We start from the raw sequence: 23,579 nt of genomic DNA, 5'->3' as shown, positions 1-23,579 counted from the left end.
CGTCACGCGCGGGCGACCGCGCGTACTTCATCTGCGACCCTTTCGGTCGCGTCGGGAATGGCGGCCGCTCTTGCCCGCTCAGCCATTTCAAGCAGCGTGGCGCGATCCCACCCTTTCAGCGTCTCGCTTACCGCGTCGACGGTAAACTGCGGCTGCTCCAGAATCTTCGCCGCACCCGCTTTCTCAAGCGGCAGCGCATTCCAGTATTGCTGCCGGTCTTTATGCTGAAACGGCACAAACAGCGCCGGCAGCCCGGCGGCGGCGATTTCGCTCACCGTCAGCGCGCCGGAGCGGCATACCACCACATCCGCCCACGCGTAGGCTGCCGCCATATCATCGATAAATTCGGTCACTTTATGCTGCGGCTGGCTCGCAGCCGCGTACGCCTGCTGAACCTCCGCCTGCGCGCCTTTACCGCTCTGATGCCAGATAGTCACGGCATCGCTCAGACGCGCCGCGACCTGCGGCATCGTCTGGTTCAGGATGCGCGCGCCCTGCGAGCCGCCAACCACCAGCACGCGCACCGGACCTTCACGGCCCGCGAGACGCGCCTGCGGCAGCGGCAGCGCCAGCACGTCGGTGCGCACCGGGTTGCCCACCACTTCCGCCTTCGGGAACGCGCCGGGGAACGCCTGCATCACGCGGCTCGCGATTTTCGCGAGCCATTTGTTGGTCAGCCCCGCGATGCCGTTCTGCTCATGCAGGACGACAGGAATACCGAGCGACCACGCCGCCAGCCCGCCAGGGCCGGATACATAGCCGCCCATGCCCAGCACCACATCGGGCTTAAAACGTTTCATGATCGCCCGCGCCTGCCGCCAGGCGTTAAAAATACGCACCGGGGCCAGCAGCAGCGCTTTCACACCTTTTCCACGCAGGCCGGAGATCCGGATAAAATCGATCTCAATGCCGTGTTTCGGCACCAGGTCTGCTTCCATGCGATCGGCGGTCCCCAGCCAGCGAACCTGCCATCCCTGCGCCATCAGATGGTGCGCTACGGCAAGGCCTGGAAAGACGTGTCCGCCCGTTCCGCCCGCCATCACCATCAGCCGCTTTGGTTGACCACTCATCGTGAACCTCGTGTAAACGCCTGCGCTTTCTCCAGACGCGTTTCATAATCTATGCGTAACAACAACATAATCGCCGTCGACATAATCAACAGGCTCGAACCGCCGTAACTGATAAGCGGCAGCGTCAGGCCTTTGGTCGGCAGCATACCCGCCGCCGCGCCGACGTTAACCAGCGCCTGGAAACTAAACCAGATACCGATAGAACAGGCCAAAAAGCCCGCGAAACGCTGATCGGTTTCCAGCGCGCGACGCCCTATCGACATGGCGCGAAAAGCCACGAAGAATACCATCAAAAGCGCCAGTACCACACCGATATATCCCAGTTCTTCCCCAATAATGGAGAAGATGAAGTCGGTATGCGCTTCGGGTAAATACTCCAGTTTCTGCACCGAATTCCCAAGCCCCTGCCCCCACAACTCGCCGCGGCCAAACGCCATCAGCGACTGGGTCAGCTGGTAGCCGCTACCGAAGGGATCTTCCCACGGGTTCCAGAACGACGTTACGCGGCGAATACGGTAAGGCTCGGCAAGGATCAGCAGCACGACCGCTGAAATGCCCATGCCGATAATCGCGATGAACTGCCAGAGCTTGGCGCCTGCGAGAAAGAGCATCGCAAGCGTCGTCACAAATAGCACTACCACCGTACCGAGGTCAGGCTGTGCCAGCAGCAGTACCGCCATCACCAGAATGACGCCCATCGGTTTTAAGAAGCCGCGCAGGTTGTTGCGCACTTCATCGACCTTACGCACCAGGTAGTTCGACAGATAACAAAAGAGCGATAGCTTGGAGAATTCCGCCGGCTGAATACGCAGCGGGCCGAGCGCAATCCAGCGCGACGCACCGTTCACCGAACTGCCCACCACGAGCACGATAAGCAGCATCACAATTGAGGCGATAAGCATCGCCGCGCTGTGGCGCTGCCAGAACTCCATCGGCAGGCGCAGCGTAATCAGCGCCAGGCCAAACGCCAGCAGCAGATAGATACCGTCACGCTTGGCGAACAGGAACGGATCGTTCGCCAGACGCTGACCAACCGGCATCGACGCTGACGTCACCATGATGAAGCCAATCGCCGCCAGCCCCAGCGTCAGCCAGAGCAGCGTACGGTCGTACATCACAAGGCTGGTGGTGTCTTTCTCGCGAGAGCCCATCACCCAGCCGCGAAGCGCCCGGAAAATCCAGGCAAGAATGCCCATTCCGGGGAACCGCGGCAGGCGAAGGCGTGGGAGCGATAAGCGCATCAGCCAAGCTCCTTCGCAAGACGCGTAAACACGTCGCCGCGCTGTTCGAAGTTTTTAAACTGATCGAGGCTCGCGCAGGCGGGCGAGAGCAGGACCATGTCGCCTGGCTGAACGCGTCCGGCGATGACTTTCATCGCCTCTTCCATGGTGTCCATGCGCTCGGAGATTTCAGGGCGCAGCGCCGCCAGCGCGTCGCCGTCACGGCCAAAGCAATACAGACGCACACGATCGCCCGTCAGGTAATGCGCGAGCGGCGAGAAATCGGCGGATTTGCCGTCGCCGCCCAGCAGCAAATGCAGCGTGCCGTCGAGATGCAGGCCGTTGAGCGCCGCCTCGGTGCTGCCGACATTGGTGGCTTTGGAATCGTTAATCCAGCGCACGCCGTTATGCTCATAAGCGAGCTGGAAACGGTGCGCCAGGCCGCCAAACGTCGTCAGCGCTTTCAGGCTACTGGCGCGCGGCAGGCCTGCGGCATCCGCCAGCGCCAGCGCCGCCAGGGCGTTGGTGTAGTTATGCTGGCCAACGAGCTTCATCTCTTTCACGTTAAGGACTTTCTCGCCCCGCACGCGCAGCCAGATTTCGCCCTGCTGACGGTTAAGGTGATAATCCCCGACATCAATGCCGAAGCTCACGCAGCGCTCGTCCGCGCCGCGTACCGGCATGGTCAACGCGTCGTCGGCGTTTACCACGCACACCGTCGCGTTTTCATATATCCGTAACTTCGCCGCACGATACTGCTGCAACCCGAGCGGATAACGATCCATATGATCTTCGGTGACGTTAAGAATGGTCGCGGCGGCGGCCTTCAGGCTAAAGGTGGTTTCGAGCTGGAAGCTGGAAAGCTCAAGCACATACAGCTCGCGGCCCTCTTCCAGCAGCATCAGCGCGGGCAGGCCAATATTGCCACCCACGCCCACGTTAACACCCGCCGCTTTCGCCATTTCGCCCACCAGCGTCGTTACGGTGCTTTTGCCGTTCGAGCCGGTAATGGCGATGACAGGTGCCTGCGCTTCGCGACAGAACAGTTCGATATCGCCAACAATCTCAACGCCTGCTTCTGCCGCCGCGCTCAGCGCCGGATGCGCGAGAGCGATGCCAGGGCTTGCGACGATCAGATCGGCGTTCATCAGCCAGTTTTCATTGAGCGAGCCGAGATGGCGCTCCACCTCTTCCGGCAGCTTATCCAGCCCCGGCGGGGAGATTCGGGTATCCATCACGCGCGGCGTCACGCCGCGCGCCAGGAAAAAGTCCACGCAGGAAAGGCCGGTTAACCCAAGCCCGATGATGACGACTTTTTTACCCTGATAATCTGCCATGTTTAACGTACCTTAAGCGTAGCCAGGCCAATCAGCACCAGCATCAGCGAAATCACCCAGAAGCGCACGATCACGCGCGGCTCCGGCCAGCCTTTTAGTTCATAGTGGTGATGAATCGGCGCCATGCGGAAAATGCGCTGTCCGCGCAGCTTAAAGGAGCCCACCTGCAGGATGACCGACAGGGTTTCCACCACGAAAACGCCGCCCATAATCACCAGCAGGAACTCCTGACGCAGCAGCACGGCGATTATGCCGAGCGCGCCGCCTAAGGCCAGCGAGCCGACATCACCCATAAAGACCTGCGCCGGATAGGTGTTAAACCACAGAAAGCCCAGACCCGCGCCGACAATCGCGGTGCAGACAATCACCAGCTCACCCGCGTGACGCAGATACGGAATATGCAGGTAGCTTGCGAAATTCATGTTACCTGTCGCCCACGCCACCAGCGCGAAACCGCCTGCCACCAGTACGGTAGGCATAATGGCGAGGCCGTCCAGACCGTCCGTCAGGTTTACCGCGTTGCCGGTCCCGACAATCACGAAATAAGCGAGCAGCACATAGAAAATGCCGAGCTGCGGCATCACGTCTTTAAAGAACGGCACCACCAGTTCTGTTGCAGGCGTACCTTTACCGGTGATGTAGAGCGCAAACGCCACCGTCAGGGCAATCAGCGACATCCAGAAATATTTCCAGCGGGCGATCAGGCCTTTGGTGTCTTTACGCACCACCTTGCGGTAATCATCAACGAAGCCCACCGCGCCGTAACCGACCAGCACAAACAGCACGCACCAGACATACGGATTCGACGGATAAGCCCACAGCAGCACCGACACCACAATAGAGGTGAGGATCATGATGCCGCCCATGGTCGGCGTGCCGCGTTTGCTGAAATGCGACTCCGGGCCGTCGTTACGCACAACCTGCCCGAAGGAAAGCTTCTGTAAATGCGCGATCAGGCGCGGTCCCATCCATAACGAAATAAACAGCGCGGTCAGCAGGCTGACGATGGCGCGAAACGTCAGATACGAAAAGACGTTAAAGCCGGAATAATATTTGACCAGATGCTCGGCCAGCCACACTAACATGTCCTGTTCTCCTGTAATGCGCGCACCACCTCTTCCATGGCAGCACTACGTGAACCTTTCACTAAAAGGGTAATAATGGAATGCTCGTTGATAAGCGTCTTCAGGCGTGCAATCACGGCCTGCTTATCGCGGAAATGTTCGCCTACGCCGCTGGCGCGGCTGATGCCTTCGCTGAGGGTGCCGACGCTCAGGACTTTATCGATGCCTGCGGCTTTCGCCGCTTCGCCCACCTGCTGATGGCAGGCTTCGGCTTCATCGCCAAGCTCCGCCATGTCGCCCACCACCATCACGCGATAGCCGGGCATTTCAGAGAGCACCTGCGCGGCCGCGGTCATAGAGCCGACGTTGGCGTTGTAGCTGTCATCCAGCAGTAACTGGTTTTCAGCGAGATGCACCGGGAACAGACGCCCTGGCACTGCTTTGAGCTTCGCAAGACCGGCTTTAATCGCCTCAAGCGGCGCGCCGACGGCCATCGCCAGTGCCGAGGCGGCGAGCGCGTTAGCGATGTTGTGACGCCCTGGCAGCGGCAGCAGAACGTCCACGTCGCCCGTTGGCGTACGCAGCGTAAACTCCGTGCCGTGGCTGGTGATATGAATATTGGTGGCGCTGAAATCGCTGGTATCGAGATTTGGCGAGAAGCGCCAGACCTTGCGATCGCCAATGACGCTCTGCCAGTTCAGCCAGTCGTTATTATCAGCGTTCAGAATCGCGATGCCGTTTGCCGGCAAGCCAGTGAAGATTTCACCCTTGGCTTTAGCCACGCCCGCGAGCGAGCCGAAACCTTCCAGATGCGCCGCCGCCAGGTTATTGACCAGCGCGGCTTCCGGGCGCGTCAGGCTTACGGTCCAGGCGATTTCGCCCTGATGGTTCGCACCAAGCTCAATCACCGCGTATTCGTGCTCCGGCGTGAGACGCAGCAGCGTCATCGGTACGCCGATGTCATTATTCAGATTGCCTGCGGTGTAGAGCGTGTTGCCGCACTCGCCAAGAATAGCGGCGGTCATCTCTTTCACCGAGGTTTTACCGGAAGAGCCCGTCAGCGCGACCACGCGCGCGGGCACCTGTTGTCTGACCCACGCCGCCAGTTCGCCAAACGCCAGACGCGTGTCGGCGACCACCAGCTGCGGCAGGTCGATATCCAGCTTGCGGCTCACCAGCAGCGCGCCCGCGCCGCCCGCCTGCGCCTGGTCGGCAAAATCGTGCGCGTCGAAACGCTCGCCTTTCAGCGCCACAAACAGGCAGCCTGGCGTCAGTTTGCGGGTGTCGGTCGTAACCGCGTCGATATCAGCATTGGCGCCGTGCAGCTCGCCATTCAGAATGGCGGCAAGCTGGCTCAGAGATACGCGAATCATGCCACTGCTCCCAGCAGACGCGCCGCAGTGACGCGATCGGAATAATCAAGTCGGCGGGTGCCGACAATCTGGTAATCCTCGTGGCCTTTACCCGCCAGCAGCACGACGTCGTTTTCCGCCGCCTGCATAATGGCGTTGGTCACGGCTTCGGCGCGGCCTTCAACGACCCGCGCGCGGCCCGCATCCAGCATGCCGGTCAGGATATCGGCGATGATCGCCTTCGGATCTTCGGTGCGTGGGTTGTCATCAGTGACCACCACGACATCGGCGAATTGCTCGGCAATCGCGCCCATCAGCGGACGTTTGCCTTTATCACGATCGCCGCCGCAACCGAACACGCACCAGAGCTTGCCGGCGCAGTGCAGACGCGCGGCCTGCAGCGCTTTTTCGAGCGCGTCTGGCGTGTGCGCGTAATCGACCACCACGGTCGGTTTGCCCGGCGCGCTGAAGACTTCCATGCGCCCGTTAACCGGCTGGAGGCGCGGCGCGCTTTCGAGCAGCGCGGCGAGCGGGTAACCGAGCGCCAGCAGCGTGCCGAGCGCCAGCAATAGATTGCTGACGTTAAACGCGCCCATCAGGCGGCTTTCGATTTCGCCATCTCCCCATGAGGAGCTAAAGCGCAGCGTCGCGCCGCGGTCGTGATACTCCACCGCATCCGCGCGCAGCCAGCGGCCATGACAGCCCGGATTAATGTTGTTTTCCATTGATACCGCGACGGCATCCGGCAGCTTCGCCAGCCACCGGCGGCCCACTTCATCATCGGCGTTGATCACCGCCTGTCCGTAATGGTGTGCGGAAAACAGTAGCCATTTTGCCGCTTCGTAATGTTCCATATCGCCGTGATAGTCGAGATGATCGCGGCTTAAATTGGTAAATACCGTGGCGGCGAATTTCAGTGCCGCCACGCGATGCTGTACCAGACCGTGGGACGAGACTTCCATCGCGGCCACGGTCGCGCCCTGAGAGGCGAGCCCTGACAGCACATGCTGAACGTCCACCGCAGAGCCGGTGGTATTTTCCGTCGGGATCACTTTGCCAAGCAGCCCGTTGCCCACGGTACCCATGACGGCGCTGGTTTCGCCCAGCCGTTGGCACCACTGCGCGATAAGCTGCGTGGTGGTGGTTTTACCGTTGGTGCCCGTCACGCCAATCAGGCGCAGACGCTCGGATGGCTCATCATAAAAACGCCCCGCCAGCGCCGAGAGACGCTCGTTCAGCTGGCTTAAATAGATAACCGGCACGCCGTGGATCTCACGGACTTCGCCGTCCGTCGCCTCGCCTTTCGCTTCGGCGACGATGGCAGCTACACCTTGCGCTATCGCCTGCGGGATATACCGACGCCCGTCCGCCTGATGACCGACCACCGCCACAAAGAGATCCCCCGCCGCCGCCACGCGGCTGTCCAGGGTCATCTCCCGCAGAGCTCGCGCAGGCAGACCAGCTACCCACGGAGCGAGAAGGTCGCGCAAATTACGATCTGCCACCTGTTCCCTCTTCTCGATTAATTACGAATTCACTTTTTTCGCCCGTTGTCAGCGCATCCGGCTCGATGTTCATGGTGCGCAACACGCCGCCCATGATGGCACCGAAGACCGGCGCGGAAACGGCGCCGCCGTAGTATTTGCCCGCCTGCGGATCGTTAATCACCACCACCAGCGCGAAACGCGGATTGCTGGCAGGTGCAACGCCTGCGGTGTAAGCAATGTATTTGTTGATATAACGCCCGTCCGGCCCGACTTTTTTCGCCGTACCGGTTTTAATCGCAATGCGGTAGCCCTTGATCGCCGCCTTCACCCCGCCGCCGCCAGGCAGCGCCACGCTTTCCATCATATGCACCACGGTGCGCACGATAGATTCCGGGAAAATGCGCTCGCCCGGCACGGGCGGATCGACTTTAGTAATCGACAGCGGGCGGTAGACGCCGTAGCTGCCGATGGTCGCGTAGACTCGCGCTAACTGTAACGGGGTTACCATTAGCCCGTAGCCGAATGAGAAGGTGGCCCTCTCTATGTCAGACCACCGTTGTTTTTGTGGGAATAAGCCACTGCGTTCTCCGACCAGCCCCAGATTGGTCGACTTTCCAAGTCCAAAGCGTGAGTAAGTATCCACTAACGCTGAGGAGGGCATCGCTAACGCCAGTTTAGAAACCCCGACGTTACTCGACTTCTGTAACACCCCGGTAAGGGTCAGCTCGCTGTAGCGGGCGACGTCTTTAATCTCGTGACCGTTAATGCGGTACGGAACGGTGTTGAGCACCGTATTTTCCTGAACCACGCCGCGTTGCAGCGCCGTCATGACCACCATCGGTTTCACCGTAGAACCTGGCTCGAAAACGTCCGTAATGGTGCGGTTACGCATTACGTCTTTCGGCGTGCCGGTGATGTTGTTCGGGTTATAAGAGGGGCTGTTGGCCATCGCCAGCACTTCGCCGGTGTTTACATCCACCAGCACGGCGCTGCCGGATTCCGCCTTGTTGAACGCGACGGCGTTGTTTAGCTCACGGTAAACCAGCGCCTGGAGGCGTTCGTCAATGCTGAGCGCCAGGTTGTGCGCCGCCTGGCTGTCGGTCGAGGAGATATCCTCAATGACGCGGCCATAGCGGTCTTTACGCACGATACGCTCGCCGGGCTGGCCGGTGAGCCATTTATCGAAGCTTTTTTCGACGCCCTCGATCCCCTGGCTGTCGACGTTGGTAAAGCCGATGAGGTGAGCGGTCACTGCGCCGGAAGGATAGTAACGGCGCGACTCTTCGCGCAGGTGAATACCAGGGAGCTTAAGCTTTTTGATGTAATCGCCAATGTCCGGGTTGACCTGGCGCGCGAGATAGATAAAGCGGCCTTTCGGGTTGGCGTTTACGCGCGCGGCCAGTTGATCGAGCGGAATTTTCAGCGCGTCGGAGAGCGCCTTCCAGCGGTTGTCGAGCGTAATGCCGCCTGCGTCGTGCAGCTCTTTCGGGTCAGCCCAGATAGCTTTTACCGGCACGCTGACCGCGAGCGGTCGGCCGGAGCGGTCGGTTATCATGCCTCGCGCGGTAGAAACCTCCTGCACGCGCAGCGAGCGCATATCCCCCTGACGCACCAGCATATCCGGGTCAATAATCTGCAACCAGGCGACGCGCGCCAGCAGAAACGCCAGAGCCAGCAAAATGCAGCCGCAAAGCAACGCAAAACGCCAACTGATAAAGTTGGCCTGTTCTTCCTGACGTTTTGGTTTAAGCGTCTTTGCTGCTGCTTTCATTCGCCTGGTCAGTCCTTATTTCTGCACCACAATATTTTCCTGCGAGGGATCGACATGCTGCATTTGCAGCTTTTCCGTTGCGATCCGTTCTACCCGGCTGTGATCGCCGAGCGCGTTTTCTTCAAGGATCAGGTTGCGCCATTCGATATCCAGCGCATCGCGTTCCAGCACCAGTTGCTCACGCTGCGCGGTCAGCAGGCGAGTGTGGTGCGCGGTGGTGACCACGAAAATCGCAGTCACGATAATGGCAATAAACAGAAAGAGCGGCAGTTTCCCGTAGCGCAGAAGATCGCCGCCGATCACGGCAGGCAGCGCATGACGTTCCGTGCTGCTAAGCGATCCGGTTACTTTGCTTAAGGTCTCTGTCACCCGGCTTATCATGCGCCCGTCCTCTCGGCGACGCGCAGTACGGAGCTGCGCGCGCGCGGGTTCTCAGCCACTTCCGCCTCGCCCGGCATCAGCTTGCCGAGCGCACGCAGTTCGCGACCACCGAGCTTTTGCAGTTGCGCTTCGGTCATCGGCAAGCCTGCCGGCACCTGCGGGCCGCGGCTCTGCTCGCGCATAAAGCGTTTCACCAGGCGATCTTCCAGCGAGTGGAAGCTGATAACCGAAAGCCGTCCGCCCGGCGCCAGCACCTCGACCGCGCCTTTCAGCGCCTGCTCAATCTCTTCAAGTTCGCTGTTCACCCAGATGCGCACCGCCTGGAAAGTGCGGGTGGCGGGGTGTTTGAACTTATCTTTCACCGGCGTCGCGGCTGCCACGACTTCTGCCAGCTCTTTGGTACGTGTCATGGGCAGTTCGCGGTTGCGCTCGACAATGGCGCGCGCGATACGTTTAGCAAAGCGCTCTTCGCCGAAGGTTTTCAGCACCCAGGCGATATCCGCTTCTTCCGCGTTGCGCAGCCATTCGGCGGCAGATTGCCCACGGGTAGGATCCATGCGCATATCGAGCGGGCCATCGCGCATAAAAGAAAAACCGCGCTCAGGGTCGTCAAGTTGCGGCGATGAAACGCCGAGATCGAGAAGGATGCCGTCGATTTTGCCCTGTAACTCGCGTTCGCGAACGTAATCGCCGAGCGCTGAGAAAGGGCCATGAATGATGGAGAAACGCGGATCGTCAATGGCAGCGGCCGCCGCGATCGCCTGCGGATCGCGATCGATCGCCAGTAATCGGCCCTGTTCGCCCAGCTGTGAAAGGATAAGGCGCGAGTGTCCGCCGCGGCCAAAAGTGCCGTCAATGTAAATGCCGTCCGGACGTATATTCAGGCCATTGACGGCCTCGTCCAGGAGCACCGTCGTATGTTTATAATTTTCCATCATATTTTATAAAGACAAATCCTGCAGCCGTTCCGACAACACTTCAGAAGATGACTGCTCAGCGTCGATATCTTCCCTGACCTGTTGATGCCAGGTCGCTTCGTCCCACAGCTCAAACTTATTGAACTGCCCGACCAGCATCACTTGTTTGGTCAATCCGGCGTGTTGCCGTAAAACGGGTGCTAATAAAAGACGGCCCGCACTGTCCATCTGGCATTCGCTGGCATGGCCCAGCAGCAGGCGCTGCACGCGACGTTCTGCGGGGTTCATGCTCGACAGACGCGACAATTTTTGTTCAATAATGACCCATTCGGGCAGGGTATAAAGCAACAGGCAGGGATGGTGAATATCAATGGTGCAAACCATCTGGCCGGACGAGGCGTCGTTCAATAAATCGCGATAGCGCGTCGGAACGGATAACCGCCCTTTGCTGTCGAGATTCACCAACGTTGCGCCACGAAACATTAAAGCCTCACTGAGCTCTGCCCTTTTTCACCACTTTATCCCACAAAATCCCACCCACCGGAGTTTACGGAGCGGAGGAAAAGCTTGTCAAGCCAGCACCGGGGCAGCCTTCAACAAAAGATTCGGCGCTGACAAAGAGAAAGCGGCAAATAAAATCCCTGCCATGCTAACGAGGCAAAATTAACGCTATGAATATTTGTAAGAAAAAAGACGAATACACACAGGACCGTTAAAAACCACTTAATACGATCGGTGAAGAGGACTAAGTGTTGAGTTTGCGACGCGAGCGGCATTTTAAGGGAAAAGCCCTGGAGTTAACAGCGTCTGCTGTGGTTTAGCGCGCTTTTCTCAACCGTTCGGGAAACGCCTGAAAATAAAAACCATACGCCTGCGGCTTAAGACATCTGGCCGGTTACAAATTTACACACAAGAAATGATTGGTTACCACTTATACGGTAGCTCGCACCGTTTCTTCATCTTCAGGAGAGGGAGTGTCAGAATGTGTAAAAAGGTGCCGGAATTATCTGAATCCAAAGAAAAGGCAGCCGAAGCTGCCTTTTTGTCTTTTTGTACTTAGCTTTAACGACGGCTTAAACTGCCGCGCCGGTATAGATTACGGCGAATACGGGTGAGACCAGGCCGTGGTTTGCGTGGCTCATCGAGGCTTGCCAGCACCAGCTCCAGCACGCGCTCCGCGACATCGCGATGGCGCTGCGCCACGGCAAGAACCGGGCATTGCAGGAAATCGAGCAGTTCGTTATCGCCAAACGTCGCGATAGCGAGCTCTGACGGCAAGCGCCCTTCGCGCTTCAGCGTCACGTCCATTACGCCCTGCAATAAAGCGAAAGAGGTGGTGAACAGCGCCTGTGGCATCGGGTGCGTTTCCAGCCATTTTTCAAACAGCGCGGCGGCGGCTTCACGCTCGTAGCTGTTGGCATAAAGGAAATGCACTTCGCGCGGGTCATCTTTCCACGCGGTGCGGAAGCCTTGCTCGCGCAGAAAACTTACCGAGAGCTCCGGCAGCGCGCCCAGATAGAGGACGGTTTCAGCCGGGAACGTGCGCAGCTCGCTTGCCAGCATTTCCGCATCGTCCTGATCGGCACCGACGACGCTGGTGAAGTGTTCGCGATCCAGCGCCCGGTCCAGCGCCACGATCGGAAATGCGTCGTTCGCCCAGCGCTGATAAAACGGATGTTCAGGCGGTAAAGAAGTGGAAACGATGATAGCGTCAACCTGGCGTTGCAGCAGATGCTCAATGCAGCGCATTTCGTTATCGGGCTGATCTTCAGAACAGGCGATAAGCAGCTGATATCCGCGCTGGCGCGCCTGGCGCTCAAGATAGTTGGCGATGCGGGTATAGCTGGTGTTTTCAAGATCGGGGATAACAAGGCCAATCGAGCGTGTTCTTCCTGCGCGCAGGCCTGCGGCGACGGCGTTCGGGTGGTAATTATGCTCACGCACCACCGCCATCACTTTCTCAACGGTTTTATCACTCACACGGTACTGCCGGGCTTTTCCATTAATGACGTAGCTCGCCGTGGTGCGCGACACGCCAGCCAGCCGCGCGATTTCATCCAGTTTCACGTTTACCCCTTAACAAGAGTGTTACTCCATAACCTTTCAAGGGTTATAAGTTAAAATCCTTAACATCTAAGCGCAGAATAGTACCCTGAGCAACTGCTTTTGCGCGCGCCTGTCGCGCCCGCTGCAAAAAAAAAGCCCGGCAGGTGCCGGGCGGATGCATAACAAGGCAATAACAGGACTAACGCATGATCTTTTCGCCGCGGGAGAGGCCCACTACGCCAGAGCGCGCCACTTCCACAATTTTCGCCACATCGCGAATGCTTGCGAGAAACGCGTCGAGCTTTTCGCTGGTACCCGCCAGCTGCACGGTATAAAGCGACGGCGTGACGTCGATAATCTGCCCCCGGAAAATCTCCGCGCTGCGTTTCACTTCTTCACGCCCGTAACCGCTTGCCTGAATTTTCACCAGCATGATTTCGCGCTCGACATGCGCGCCCTGCCCCAGCTCGCTGACGCGCAGCACGTCCACCAGTTTATGCAGCTGCTTTTCGATCTGCTCAAGGACTTTTTCGTCACCGACCGTCTGGATGGTCATCCTGGAGAGTGTCGGATCGTCGGTCGGTGCTACGGTCAGGCTTTCGATGTTATAGCCGCGCTGTGCGAAAAGCCCAATCACACGAGACAACGAGCCCGATTCGTTTTCCAGCAATACTGATAATATCCGGCGCATAATCAGGTTCTCTCCGTTTTGCTTAACCACATTTCATCCATTCCACCGCCGCGAACCTGCATCGGATAAACGTGCTCGGTGCCGTCCACGGTGACATCGACAAACACCAGCCGGTTATTGCGCACATGTTCCAGCGCCTCGCTGAGTTTGCTTTCCAGCTCTTCCGGGCGGGTGATGGAAATCCCGATATGGCCGTAAGCCTCCGCCAGTTTGACGAAATCCGGCAGCGATTCCATATAGGACTGCGAGTGGCGTCCAGAGTAAATCATGTCCTGCCACTGCTTCACCATGCCCAGATAGCGGTTGTTGAGGTTAAGGACCAGTACCGGCAACTCATATTGCAGCGCGGTGGAAAGCTCCTGAATATTCATCTGGATACTGCCGTCGCCGGTCACACACACGACGGTCTCTTCCGGTAACGCGAGCTTCACGCCGAGCGCCGCCGGCAAGCCGAAGCCCATCGTCCCAAGCCCACCAGAGTTTATCCAGCGGCGCGGTTTATCAAAGGTGTAATGGAGCGCCGCAAACATCTGATGCTGGCCTACATCGGACGTCACGTAGGCATCGCCTTTGGTCAGACGATACAGCGTTTCGATAGCCGCCTGCGGTTTAATGCTGCCGCTTTCGCGGTCGTAATTCAGGCACTGACGGGCGCGCCACTGTTCAATCTGCTGCCACCAGTCGCGAATATCGTCCAGCGGCTGCTGGCTCTCTTCCTGGCCCAGCAGTTCCAGCATCTGGCTCAGCACCTGGCGCGCATCGCCGACAATCGGTACATCCGCCGCCACGGTTTTAGAGATAGACGTCGGGTCGATATCGATATGCAGCACGGTGGCGTTCGGGCAGTACTTCGCGAGGTTATTGGTCGTGCGATCGTCAAAGCGCACACCGACTGCGAAAATAACGTCCGCATTATGCATCGTCATGTTCGCTTCAAAAGTGCCGTGCATTCCGAGCATCCCCAGCGCTTGACGGTGCGTGCCCGGAAAGGCGCCCAGCCCCATTAATGAAGAGACCACCGGCACGTTGAGTTTTTCCGCCACGGCGCGCAGTTCATTTTCACAGGCGGCGGTAATCGCGCCGCCGCCCACGTACATGACCGGCTTTTTCGCGGCGATAAGCGTCTGCAGGGCGCGTTTGATCTGCCCTTTATGGCCCTGCGTTGTCGGGTTGTAAGAGCGCATGCTGACGGTTTCCGGCCAGACATACGGCAGCTTTTTCGCCGGGTTGAGGATATCTTTCGGCAAATCGACCACCACCGGGCCTGGTCTGCCGCTGGCGGCGAGCCAGAACGCCTTTTTCAGCACCGTCGGGATATCTTCGGTTTGCTTCACCAGGAAACTGTGTTTAACCACCGGGCGGGAGATCCCCACCATGTCGCATTCCTGAAATGCATCGTAGCCAATCAACGAGGTTGCGACCTGGCCTGACAGCACCACCAGCGGAATGGAGTCCATATAAGCCGTAGCGATACCGGTAATCGCGTTGGTGGCGCCAGGGCCGGAAGTCACCAGCACCACGCCCACCTCACCGGTCGCGCGCGCCAGACCATCCGCCATATGCACCGCGGCTTGCTCATGGCGCACCAGCACATGATCAATTCCGCCAACGGTATGTAGCGCGTCATAAATATCAAGTACCGCGCCACCGGGGTAACCGAATACTTGCTTTACGCCCTGATCGATAAGCGATCGGACGACCATCTCGGCTCCAGACAACATCTCCATGGTTTGCCTCCAGGCTTTTGTTTACGGACTGACGGCAGAAGTCATTTTCCGCACGGTCACTGGTACAGGTGTGATGCCCTGTCGTTAATTATCGTTATGGGTTTCCCCTAACATAACCGCTGAAAATGAGGCAGGCAATTAGCAATCAGGCGTCGCCGGGCGCGCCAAATGGCGTCGCGACGCTGAAGAAAAGCGATTAAACGGAGAGATATGCTGAATATAAGCGGCGCTTATGACCGTTAATTTCGCAACGCCCATTTCTGACAGTGATAAATCAAAAAAAACGGCGGGAAGGGAATGCGCCACGAAGCAGGGATTAATAACAGAATAAAATATCACGAAAGAGAGCATCTACAGAAAAACGGGCGGCTACTGCCACCCGTTTTTTTCAGCGTCGGTTATCGCCGACAGACATTCGATAACAGCTCTTCCATCCACTGATGGCCCTTATCGCGCCCGGCCGCTTCATGCCAGGAGAGATAACAGGTACGGCTGTTTAATTTAAACGGCAGCGGCATAATTTGCAGTTGCAGCGACTGCTCATAATCCTGCGCCAGCCAGCGCGGCGCGATGGTAATAAGATTCGTGCGCGATACGACATTTAATACGCTGGTCAGTGCCATACCCTGATAAGCGATGGCGGCCTGTTTTTCTGCGGTGTCATACCACGGCAAACTAAAAGAGCTAAAACGATCTAACGCCACCACCGCATGCTGCTCTTTAAATACTTCACTTTCACGTAACAAATTATCTTTACGCGGATGGCTCTTACTGCTTACCAGCACCATTTCATCTTTAAATAGCGGTACGCAGGTAAACTCCGGGCGACGGAATTCATCGTAACCAATGACAAATTCTGTCTCCTGGTATCGCAGTTGATGTTCGATATTCTGATTTAAAGAAGATTTAAAGACTAAATGAATATTAGGCGCGATATTCATTACGCTGTTGTAAATAATAGACGTCAGGAGATTATCCAGCGGACTGCACACGCAAAGATTAAACAGTCTTTCGCTGCTGAGCGGTTCAAAACCAGAGCCAGGCAGCTCATTTTGCACCAGCTGAAGCGCCTGACGAATCGATCCGAACAGCTGACACGCCCTGACCGTGGGCTGAATACCGCGCCCGTAGCGTACAAAGAGTTCGTCATTAAACATCACTTTAAGGCGCGCGACCGCATTACTGACAGCGGGTTGAGACATTCCCAGCATATGCGCGGCGCGGGTGATGTTTTGCTCCTGCATGACCGCATCAAAAACCGTCAATAAATTCAGATCGACCGTGCGTAATTGCGGTTTCAGCCCTTCAGACGCGGGCAAGTGTTCAATATGCTCACCAGACATAATCTACTCCACTGATACATTATTCCCTTTGCATGCATTACCCAGAACATTCCGTTTATCATGTAGCAATTTCAGGCAAAAGAGGAGGTTCAAAAACTCATAAAAAGTTGCTGTTTTGAATTAAAAGTTCATTAATAGACAATAAAAATAAATCTCCTGATATTTTAGGACTTTGTTTATCATGGTACTTTTCTTACAGCCCGATCAAATCATAAAAAAGACGAATAAACAATAATTCACTTAATGAATTATCAATTAAGTTTTCGTAAATACTTCACTTTTTTAATAAATGCGACGGCGTGCTTTGAATTATTCACGCTCAAATGTCATCACATCCTCACTCGCGCTTTTAATTCATTGATATGATAAATAATCTAACGCAATTAAACCGATAAAAAGGAACTAAAAATGCGCATCCAAAGGGCTTCAACACTTACGCCTCGCTTAACGTATACATATATTTTATATAACTGCGATTACTCAGCATAATCCACTAAATCCGCATCTGGCGTCGCCCGTTTGGGTTAACTGTAGAATTACGGACAGGGGGTTGACATGGTCTGTGGTATCAAGTACCACTAAAAGCCTGTTAACGCATTTATTCGGGACATGATTCATGATTCGCATCGTTCGTTTCGCTGGTCTACTACTACTAAACGCATCCTCAGTGCGCGGTAGACTGGTGCGCGACGTTCAGCGGTAACGCTTGAGTCAGGTCATCAGAAATAAAAAAACCCGCGCCGCTGCGCGGGTTTTTTTATGCTCACGCAAGGCGCCCCAGGACAAAAAAGGACACCAACCATGAGCCAGCAAGTCATTATTTTTGATACCACATTGCGTGACGGTGAGCAGGCGCTCCAGGCGAGCCTGAGCGTAAAGGAAAAACTGCAAATCGCGCTGGCGCTTGAGCGCATGGGTGTCGATGTCATGGAGGTCGGTTTTCCGGTCTCTTCGCCGGGCGATTTCGAGTCGGTCCAGACCATTGCCCGTCAGGTAAAAAACAGCCGCGTCTGCGCCCTGGCGCGCTGCGTGGAAAAAGATATCGATGTGGCCGCCGAATCCCTGAAAGTTGCCGAGGCGTTTCGTATTCACACTTTCATCGCCACCTCGCCGATGCACATCGCGACCAAACTGCGCAGCACCCTGGATGAAGTGATTGAGCGCGCCGTTTATATGGTAAAGCGCGCCCGCAACTATACCGACGACGTCGAATTCTCCTGCGAAGACGCAGGCCGCACGCCGATTGCCGATCTGGCGCGCGTGGTGGAAGCCGCCATCAACGCGGGTGCCACCACCATTAATATCCCGGACACCGTCGGCTACACCCTGCCGTTCGAATTCAGCAATATCATCAGCGGCCTGTACGAGCGCGTACCGAACATCGATAAAGCGGTTATTTCCGTTCATACCCATGACGATCTGGGCATGGCCGTCGGCAACGCCCTGGCCGCCGTGCAGGCGGGCGCGCGCCAGGTGGAGGGCACGTTAAACGGTATCGGCGAACGCGCGGGCAACTGCGCGCTGGAAGAAGTCATTATGGCTATCAAGCTGCGCCAGAACCTGATGAACGTCCACACCCGCATTAATCACCAGGAGATCTGGCGCACCAGCCAGACGGTGAGCCAGATCTGCAACATGCCGATCCCGGCGAACAAAGCGGTGGTCGGCTCTGGTGCCTTCGCCCACTCGTCCGGCATCCACCAGGACGGCGTCCTGAAAAACCGCGAAAACTACGAAATCATGACGCCGGAATCCATCGGCCTGAATCAGGTGCAACTGAACCTGACGTCCCGCTCCGGCCGCGCCGCCGTGAAGCATCGCATGGAGGAGATGGGCTACCACGAAAACGACTACAACCTGGATGACCTGTACGATGCCTTCCTGAAACTGGCCGACAAAAAAGGCCAGGTGTTTGATTACGATCTGGAAGCGCTGGCCTTTATCAATAAACAGCAGGAAGAGCCGGAGCATTTCCGTCTGGAATATTTCAGTGTGCAGTCCGGCTCAAACGCCATGGCGACCGCCTCTGTGAAGCTCGCCTGCGGCGAGGAGATCAAAGCCGAAGCCGCCAACGGCAACGGCCCGGTCGATGCCGTCTATCAGGCTATCAACCGCATTACCGATTACGACATTGAGCTGGTGAAATATCAGTTAGGCGCAAAAGGCCACGGCAAAAACGCGCTGGGCCAGGTGGATATTGTGGTCAGCTACAACGGCCGCCACTTCCACGGCGTAGGTCTGACGACCGATATCGTCGAATCCTCCGCCCGCGCGATGATCAACGTGCTGAACAACATCTGGCGCGCCGGTGAAGTCGAGAAAGAATTGCAACGCAAAGCACAGAATAAAGAACACAATCAGGAAACCGTGTGATGTCTAAAAATTATCATATTGCAGTTTTGCCGGGCGACGGTATTGGCCCGGAAGTGATGGCGCAAGCCCTGAAAGTACTGGATGCTGTTCGTGGTCGTTTTGATATGCGTATTACCACCAGCCATTACGACGTTGGCGGCATCGCCATCGATCGCCACGGCAACCCGCTGCCGCAGGCAACCGTGGAAGGCTGCGAGCAGGCCGATGCTATTCTCTTTGGCTCGGTCGGCGGCCCGAAGTGGGAAAATCTGCCGCCAGCGCAGCAGCCGGAGCGCGGCGCGCTGCTGCCGCTGCGTAAACACTTCAAACTGTTCAGCAACCTGCGCCCGGCGAAGCTCTACCCGGGGCTGGAAGAATTTTGCCCGCTGCGCGCCGATATCGCCGCCAACGGCTTTGACATCCTCTGCGTGCGCGAGCTGACCGGCGGTATTTATTTCGGCCAGCCGAAGGGCCGTGAAGGCAGCGGCATGCATGAAAAAGCGTTCGACACCGAGGTCTACCACCGTTTTGAAATCGAACGCATCGCCCGCATCGCGTTTGAGTCGGCGCGCAAACGCCGTAATAAAGTCACCTCGATTGATAAAGCGAACGTGCTGCAAACCTCGCTGCTGTGGCGTGAAATCGTCAATGAAATTGGTAAAGAGTACCCGGACGTCGAGCTGGCGCACATGTACATCGACAACGCCACCATGCAGCTGATTAAAGATCCATCGCAGTTCGACGTGCTGCTCTGCTCCAACCTTTTCGGCGATATTCTCTCTGACGAATGCGCCATGATCACCGGCTCTATGGGGATGCTGCCTTCCGCGAGCCTCAACGAGCAGGGCTTCGGCCTGTACGAGCCGGCAGGCGGCTCCGCGCCGGATATCGCCGGGAAAAACATCGCCAACCCGATAGCTCAGATCCTCTCGCTGTCGCTGCTGCTGCGCTACAGCCTGGAAGCCGACGACGCGGCGACGGCGATTGAAAACGCGATTAACCGCGCGCTCGCAGAAGGCGTGCGTACCGGCGACCTGGCCCGCGGCGGCCAGGCTGTCAGCACCGATGAAATGGGCGATATCATCGCCCGCTATGTGGCCGAAGGGGTGTAACCATGGCAAAGACCTTATACCAGAAGCTGTTTGACGCTCACGTGGTTCATGAAGCCCCGAACGAAACGCCGCTGCTCTACATCGACCGTCATCTGGTGCATGAAGTCACCTCGCCGCAGGCGTTTGACGGCCTGCGCGCCCATGGCCGTCCGGTGCGCCAGCCGCGTAAAACCTTCGCCACGATGGATCACAACGTCTCCACCCAGACCAAAGACATCAACGCGTCCGGCGAAATGGCCCGTATTCAGATGCAGGAGCTGATTAAAAACTGCAACGAGTTCGGCGTTGAGCTGTACGATTTGAACCATCCGTATCAGGGCATCGTACATGTGATGGGCCCGGAACAGGGTATCACCCTGCCGGGCATGACCATCGTCTGCGGCGATTCCCACACCGCGACCCACGGCGCGTTCGGCGCGCTGGCGTTCGGCATCGGCACTTCGGAAGTGGAGCATGTGCTGGCAACCCAGACGCTCAAACAGGGCCGCGCGAAGACCATGAAAATCGAGGTCAATGGCCGCGCCGCGCCGGGTATCACCGCGAAAGATATCGTGCTGGCGATTATCGGTAAAACCGGCAGCGCCGGCGGCACCGGCTATGTGGTGGAATTCTGCGGCGACGCTATCCGCGCGCTCAGCATGGAAGGCCGCATGACGCTGTGCAACATGGCGATCGAAATGGGTGCCAAAGCGGGCCTGGTGGCACCGGATGAAACGACCTTCAGCTATGTTAAAGGCCGTCTGCATGCACCGAAAGGCCAGGATTTCGACGAGGCCGTGGCGTACTGGAAAACCCTGAAAACCGACGACGGCGCGCAGTTTGACGCGGTTGTCACGCTCAATGCCGAAGAGATAGCCCCACAGGTCACCTGGGGCACCAACCCAGGCCAGGTGATCGCCGTAAGCGACGCCATTCCCGATCCGGCCTCGTTCGCCGATCCGGTTGAGCGCGCCTCCGCCGAGAAAGCGCTGGCCTATATGGGCCTCAAGCCCGGCGTGCCGCTGACCGATGTGGCTATCGATAAAGTGTTTATCGGCTCCTGCACCAACTCGCGCATTGAAGATCTGCGCGCCGCGGCTGAAATTGCCCGTGGTCGTAAAGTGGCACCCGGCGTTCAGGCGCTGGTGGTGCCAGGCTCAGGCCCGGTGAAAGCGCAGGCGGAAGCCGAAGGGCTGGATAAGATTTTCATTGAGGCTGGTTTTGAATGGCGTCTGCCTGGCTGCTCGATGTGTCTTGCGATGAATAACGACCGCCTGAACCCGGGCGAGCGCTGTGCGTCCACCAGCAACCGTAACTTTGAAGGCCGTCAGGGCCGCGGTGGGCGCACGCACCTGGTCAGCCCGGCGATGGCCGCCGCCGCCGCTGTAACCGGCCGTTTCGCCGATATCCGTAGTCTGAAATAAGGGGAACACCATGGCAGAGAAATTTACCCAACACACCGGTCTGGTGGTTCCGCTGGATGCGGCGAACGTGGATACCGACGCGATTATCCCGAAGCAATTCCTGCAAAAGGTGACGCGCACCGGCTTCGGCGCGCATCTGTTTAACGACTGGCGTTTTCTGGATGATAAAGGCCAGCAGCCGAACCCGGAATTTGTGCTGAATTTCCCGGAGTATCAGGGTGCGTCTATCCTGCTGGCGCGTGAAAACTTCGGCTGCGGCTCGTCGCGCGAGCACGCGCCGTGGGCACTGACCGATTACGGTTTCAAAGTGGTGATTGCGCCGAGTTTCGCCGATATTTTCTACGGCAATAGCTTTAACAACCAGCTGCTGCCGGTGACGCTTAGCGATGAAGAAGTGGATGAGATGTTTGCGCTGGTGAAGGCCAACCCCGGCATTCGCTTTGAAGTGGATTTAGAAGCGCAAGTGGTGAAAGCGGGCGACAAGTCTTACAGCTTCAGCATCGACGCGTTTCGTCGCCACTGCATGCTGAACGGACTGGACAGTATCGGCCTGACGTTGCAGCACGAGGACGCCATCGCGGCGTATGAGAAAAAACAGCCCGCGTTTATGGGGTGATTTTTTACGGTTTACCTGGTGTTTACGGCGGGAGCGCGTGGCTTACCCGCCCTACGAAAATACATTTAAGAGTTTGTAGGGCGGGCAAGCACAGCGCACCCGCCACACCCTTCCCTCGCCCGGTTTACCGTAGGGCGGGCAAGCACAGCGCACCCGCCATCAGACAATGACTTACACGTCTTTCACCCGACTCGTCAGCCACAATGCCACCAGCGCAACCCCGGTCATCACCGGGTATACCGCGTAATGCCCGAAACTCTCCACCAGCGCGCCTTGCACCACACCCGCCAGGATCACACCCGTCGAAATACTGTTGCTGAAAAGCGTGGTAGCGGAACCCGCGCGCCCCGGCATCAGATCCTGAAACCAGATCATCCCAAGCCCGGCGACAATCCCGATAAACAGCGCGTTAAAGAGCTGCAACCCAAGCAGCGCCTCGCGACTGTGAAAGAGATTTAGCCCGGCGTAGAACAGCACGCCCGCAGCCACCGCCAGCAGCATCATTGGCTTTTTACCGAACCGCTTCACGTAAAACCCGGCCAGCAACATCGCCGGGATCTCAAGCCCCGCCGCGGTGCCCATCAGCACGCCCGCGAGGCTCTCCGGCAACCCTAACTCCTGGCTCACCCACAGCGGCATATCGATGATATACATCGTATTGCAGGTCCACATCAGCACAGAGGCGATAAACAGCATCCGTACGTTCTTGTCCTTCCAGCCGCTGACCTGCGTGATGGCCACATCGGCAGGCTGCTCAATGCGCGCCACTGAAGGCAGCGCGAAAAAGATAATCGCCAGGCTCAGGATAAAAATCCCGGCGGCGATTAAAAACATGGTGGTAAAGCCGAAACTCAGCGCCAGCATAAACGACAGCGGCGGCCCGATAACCCACGCGAGCGAGAGCTGCGCGCGCATGACCGAACTGAACATCACCGCCTCGCGGGCAGAGTTATCGGCATACTCACGCGCCAGCGCGAAAAGCTGCGGCATGGCGGTATTCGCGAGCGACGCCAGCAGCACGCCTGCGGTAATCAGCGTCAGGTAGTGACGGTTAAAGGCGAACAGCACACAATTGCCGACCGCCATCAGGCAGCAAAAAAGGATCAGCTTGCGTCGGTCGCCCCGGCTGTCGGAGCGCTTCGCCAGTAGCAGGCTGACGGCAATCCCGGCAATCGCGTTCACCGTATAAAACAGCCCGACCCAGAACGGCGGCGCGCCGACTTCGCGGCTTAAAAACAGGCTCAGCGTCGGCGCCTGCAACGCGCCTGCCACGCCCATCATGAACGCGACGACCATAAAAGCGAGATAGACGACATTAAGCCGTCGGACAAACGTAAGAAACCACAGCATCGGGCGCATCCTTTCAGTTGAGGCGGGCGAAATCGTGCTCATAATAGACGAAAAAAGCCAGCAGTAGCACACTGCTGGCAGGTGAAAAGCACCAATACTCAGTTACACGTGATGTCCGCTTAGCGGCGCTTAAACGTCACCGGGAATGTCACATCCCACTGCATGATCTCATCCAGCATTCGTTGCGGCGTTTTACCGTTCAGGCGGGCCAGCCATGAGCCGGAAAGACGTTGCGTTGCGCTGAAATACTGCTGATAAAACCTGCATGTTGACGACGTTTTCATAAGCCCCTCCGCTTTCATCGAAGAGAAGTATTGCCGTAATATAGGGAATATTAAAT

At 57.5% G+C, this 23,579-nt stretch carries 21 protein-coding genes; 5 read left to right on the top strand and 16 right to left on the bottom strand.

What is annotated here, in order from left to right:
• Positions 1 to 2: 2 nt before the first annotated feature.
• The 14 genes from murG to leuO form a co-directional block, all read right to left on the bottom strand.
• Positions 3 to 1,070, bottom strand: coding sequence for an undecaprenyldiphospho-muramoylpentapeptide beta-N-acetylglucosaminyltransferase (gene murG, locus ACUW6V_RS13425; RefSeq protein ID WP_069681575.1), 1,068 nt, complete (start codon positions 1,068 to 1,070; stop codon positions 3 to 5).
• Complete coding sequence (gene ftsW / locus ACUW6V_RS13420) at positions 1,067 to 2,311, bottom strand: cell division protein FtsW (RefSeq protein ID WP_004386400.1); 1,245 nt, start codon at positions 2,309 to 2,311, stop codon at positions 1,067 to 1,069. Before ftsW ends, murG begins: the two co-directional genes overlap by 4 nt.
• Positions 2,311 to 3,627, bottom strand: a complete 1,317-nt coding sequence (murD, locus tag ACUW6V_RS13415; RefSeq protein ID WP_004386401.1) for a UDP-N-acetylmuramoyl-L-alanine--D-glutamate ligase — start codon at positions 3,625 to 3,627, stop codon at positions 2,311 to 2,313. The genes ftsW and murD overlap by 1 nt, the downstream gene beginning before the upstream one ends.
• A gap of 2 nt (positions 3,628 to 3,629) precedes the next feature.
• Positions 3,630 to 4,712, bottom strand: a complete 1,083-nt coding sequence (gene mraY / locus ACUW6V_RS13410; protein ID WP_004386403.1) for a phospho-N-acetylmuramoyl-pentapeptide-transferase — start codon at positions 4,710 to 4,712, stop codon at positions 3,630 to 3,632.
• Positions 4,706 to 6,064 carry a UDP-N-acetylmuramoyl-tripeptide--D-alanyl-D-alanine ligase gene (gene murF, locus ACUW6V_RS13405; RefSeq protein WP_454038472.1) on the bottom strand — a complete coding sequence of 453 codons (1,359 nt, stop codon included), beginning with the start codon at positions 6,062 to 6,064 and terminating at the stop codon, positions 4,706 to 4,708. Before murF ends, mraY begins: the two co-directional genes overlap by 7 nt.
• Positions 6,061 to 7,548, bottom strand: coding sequence for a UDP-N-acetylmuramoyl-L-alanyl-D-glutamate--2,6-diaminopimelate ligase (murE, locus tag ACUW6V_RS13400; protein WP_038879633.1), 1,488 nt, complete (start codon positions 7,546 to 7,548; stop codon positions 6,061 to 6,063). Before murE ends, murF begins: the two co-directional genes overlap by 4 nt.
• Positions 7,535 to 9,301 (bottom strand): peptidoglycan glycosyltransferase FtsI, encoded by a 1,767-nt coding sequence (locus ACUW6V_RS13395; RefSeq protein WP_007783870.1) that lies wholly within the window; start codon positions 9,299 to 9,301, stop codon positions 7,535 to 7,537. Before ACUW6V_RS13395 ends, murE begins: the two co-directional genes overlap by 14 nt.
• A 15-nt stretch (positions 9,302 to 9,316) precedes the next feature.
• Entirely contained in the window at positions 9,317 to 9,682 is a 366-nt protein-coding gene (ftsL, locus tag ACUW6V_RS13390) for a cell division protein FtsL (protein ID WP_004386407.1), read from the bottom strand.
• Positions 9,679 to 10,620, bottom strand: a complete 942-nt coding sequence (gene rsmH / locus ACUW6V_RS13385; RefSeq protein ID WP_007847244.1) for a 16S rRNA (cytosine(1402)-N(4))-methyltransferase RsmH — start codon at positions 10,618 to 10,620, stop codon at positions 9,679 to 9,681. Before rsmH ends, ftsL begins: the two co-directional genes overlap by 4 nt.
• A gap of 3 nt (positions 10,621 to 10,623) precedes the next feature.
• A complete protein-coding gene (gene mraZ / locus ACUW6V_RS13380; protein WP_004386409.1) occupies positions 10,624 to 11,082 on the bottom strand; it encodes a division/cell wall cluster transcriptional repressor MraZ in 459 nt (152 codons plus the stop codon).
• 579 nt (positions 11,083 to 11,661) lie between these two features.
• On the bottom strand, positions 11,662 to 12,666 hold the full coding sequence (gene cra / locus ACUW6V_RS13375) for a catabolite repressor/activator (RefSeq protein WP_004386410.1): 1,005 nt from the start codon (positions 12,664 to 12,666) through the stop codon (positions 11,662 to 11,664).
• A gap of 178 nt (positions 12,667 to 12,844) precedes the next feature.
• Positions 12,845 to 13,336: an acetolactate synthase small subunit gene (gene ilvN / locus ACUW6V_RS13370; protein ID WP_004386411.1), complete on the bottom strand. Its 492-nt coding sequence runs from the start codon at positions 13,334 to 13,336 to the stop codon at positions 12,845 to 12,847.
• A gap of 2 nt (positions 13,337 to 13,338) precedes the next feature.
• Complete coding sequence (gene ilvI, locus ACUW6V_RS13365) at positions 13,339 to 15,063, bottom strand: acetolactate synthase 3 large subunit (protein WP_004386412.1); 1,725 nt, start codon at positions 15,061 to 15,063, stop codon at positions 13,339 to 13,341.
• A gap of 398 nt (positions 15,064 to 15,461) precedes the next feature.
• The gene (gene leuO, locus ACUW6V_RS13360; RefSeq protein WP_007864271.1) at positions 15,462 to 16,406 is read right to left on the bottom strand and encodes a transcriptional regulator LeuO; all 945 of its coding nucleotides are present in this window, start codon (positions 16,404 to 16,406) and stop codon (positions 15,462 to 15,464) included.
• A gap of 616 nt (positions 16,407 to 17,022) precedes the next feature.
• Here leuO and leuL point away from each other — a divergent pair.
• The 5 genes from leuL to leuD all read left to right on the top strand — a co-directional run bounded on the left by leuL (position 17,023) and on the right by leuD (position 21,889).
• Positions 17,023 to 17,109: a leu operon leader peptide gene (gene leuL / locus ACUW6V_RS13355; RefSeq protein ID WP_100207198.1), complete on the top strand. Its 87-nt coding sequence runs from the start codon at positions 17,023 to 17,025 to the stop codon at positions 17,107 to 17,109.
• Positions 17,110 to 17,207: 98 nt separating this feature from the next.
• Positions 17,208 to 18,779, top strand: coding sequence for a 2-isopropylmalate synthase (gene leuA, locus ACUW6V_RS13350; RefSeq protein WP_007847237.1), 1,572 nt, complete (start codon positions 17,208 to 17,210; stop codon positions 18,777 to 18,779).
• Entirely contained in the window at positions 18,779 to 19,870 is a 1,092-nt protein-coding gene (gene leuB, locus ACUW6V_RS13345) for a 3-isopropylmalate dehydrogenase (protein ID WP_004386417.1), read from the top strand. The genes leuA and leuB overlap by 1 nt, the downstream gene beginning before the upstream one ends.
• A 2-nt stretch (positions 19,871 to 19,872) precedes the next feature.
• Positions 19,873 to 21,273, top strand: coding sequence for a 3-isopropylmalate dehydratase large subunit (leuC, locus tag ACUW6V_RS13340; protein WP_080321739.1), 1,401 nt, complete (start codon positions 19,873 to 19,875; stop codon positions 21,271 to 21,273).
• A gap of 10 nt (positions 21,274 to 21,283) precedes the next feature.
• Entirely contained in the window at positions 21,284 to 21,889 is a 606-nt protein-coding gene (gene leuD, locus ACUW6V_RS13335) for a 3-isopropylmalate dehydratase small subunit (RefSeq protein ID WP_004386419.1), read from the top strand.
• 171 nt (positions 21,890 to 22,060) lie between these two features.
• Here leuD and ACUW6V_RS13330 read toward each other — a convergent pair whose 3' ends face one another.
• Positions 22,061 to 23,239, bottom strand: a complete 1,179-nt coding sequence (locus tag ACUW6V_RS13330; protein WP_109996238.1) for a sugar efflux transporter — start codon at positions 23,237 to 23,239, stop codon at positions 22,061 to 22,063.
• A 119-nt stretch (positions 23,240 to 23,358) separates the two neighbouring features.
• Positions 23,359 to 23,523, bottom strand: coding sequence for a glucose uptake inhibitor SgrT (sgrT, locus tag ACUW6V_RS13325; RefSeq protein WP_007847224.1), 165 nt, complete (start codon positions 23,521 to 23,523; stop codon positions 23,359 to 23,361).
• Between the last annotated feature and the right edge of the window lie 56 nt (positions 23,524 to 23,579).

The organism is Cronobacter sp. 153480017-3 (assembly GCF_053627815.1).
Note: the sequence above shows the minus strand (reverse complement) of the source record. Positions and strands in the feature narration are given on the sequence as shown.

What these genes read in the sequence shown, in the direction of transcription:
- leuC (WP_080321739.1), top strand. Translation starts at nt 19,873, where the DNA reads ATGGCAAAGACCTTATACCAGAAGCTGTTTGACGCTCACGTGGTTCAT.
- mraZ (WP_004386409.1), bottom strand. Translation starts at nt 11,082, where the DNA reads ATGTTTCGTGGCGCAACGTTGGTGAATCTCGACAGCAAAGGGCGGTTA.
- rsmH (WP_007847244.1), bottom strand. Translation starts at nt 10,620, where the DNA reads ATGATGGAAAATTATAAACATACGACGGTGCTCCTGGACGAGGCCGTC.
- murD (WP_004386401.1), bottom strand. Translation starts at nt 3,627, where the DNA reads ATGGCAGATTATCAGGGTAAAAAAGTCGTCATCATCGGGCTTGGGTTA.
- mraY (WP_004386403.1), bottom strand. Translation starts at nt 4,712, where the DNA reads ATGTTAGTGTGGCTGGCCGAGCATCTGGTCAAATATTATTCCGGCTTT.
- ilvN (WP_004386411.1), bottom strand. Translation starts at nt 13,336, where the DNA reads ATGCGCCGGATATTATCAGTATTGCTGGAAAACGAATCGGGCTCGTTG.
- murG (WP_069681575.1), bottom strand. Translation starts at nt 1,070, where the DNA reads ATGAGTGGTCAACCAAAGCGGCTGATGGTGATGGCGGGCGGAACGGGC.
- ACUW6V_RS13395 (WP_007783870.1), bottom strand. Translation starts at nt 9,301, where the DNA reads ATGAAAGCAGCAGCAAAGACGCTTAAACCAAAACGTCAGGAAGAACAG.
- ACUW6V_RS13330 (WP_109996238.1), bottom strand. Translation starts at nt 23,239, where the DNA reads ATGCTGTGGTTTCTTACGTTTGTCCGACGGCTTAATGTCGTCTATCTC.
- leuB (WP_004386417.1), top strand. Translation starts at nt 18,779, where the DNA reads ATGTCTAAAAATTATCATATTGCAGTTTTGCCGGGCGACGGTATTGGC.
- leuD (WP_004386419.1), top strand. Translation starts at nt 21,284, where the DNA reads ATGGCAGAGAAATTTACCCAACACACCGGTCTGGTGGTTCCGCTGGAT.
- murF (WP_454038472.1), bottom strand. Translation starts at nt 6,064, where the DNA reads ATGATTCGCGTATCTCTGAGCCAGCTTGCCGCCATTCTGAATGGCGAG.
- ftsL (WP_004386407.1), bottom strand. Translation starts at nt 9,682, where the DNA reads ATGATAAGCCGGGTGACAGAGACCTTAAGCAAAGTAACCGGATCGCTT.
- leuA (WP_007847237.1), top strand. Translation starts at nt 17,208, where the DNA reads ATGAGCCAGCAAGTCATTATTTTTGATACCACATTGCGTGACGGTGAG.
- sgrT (WP_007847224.1), bottom strand. Translation starts at nt 23,523, where the DNA reads ATGAAAACGTCGTCAACATGCAGGTTTTATCAGCAGTATTTCAGCGCA.
- ilvI (WP_004386412.1), bottom strand. Translation starts at nt 15,063, where the DNA reads ATGGAGATGTTGTCTGGAGCCGAGATGGTCGTCCGATCGCTTATCGAT.
- ftsW (WP_004386400.1), bottom strand. Translation starts at nt 2,311, where the DNA reads ATGCGCTTATCGCTCCCACGCCTTCGCCTGCCGCGGTTCCCCGGAATG.
- leuL (WP_100207198.1), top strand. Translation starts at nt 17,023, where the DNA reads ATGATTCGCATCGTTCGTTTCGCTGGTCTACTACTACTAAACGCATCC.
- leuO (WP_007864271.1), bottom strand. Translation starts at nt 16,406, where the DNA reads ATGTCTGGTGAGCATATTGAACACTTGCCCGCGTCTGAAGGGCTGAAA.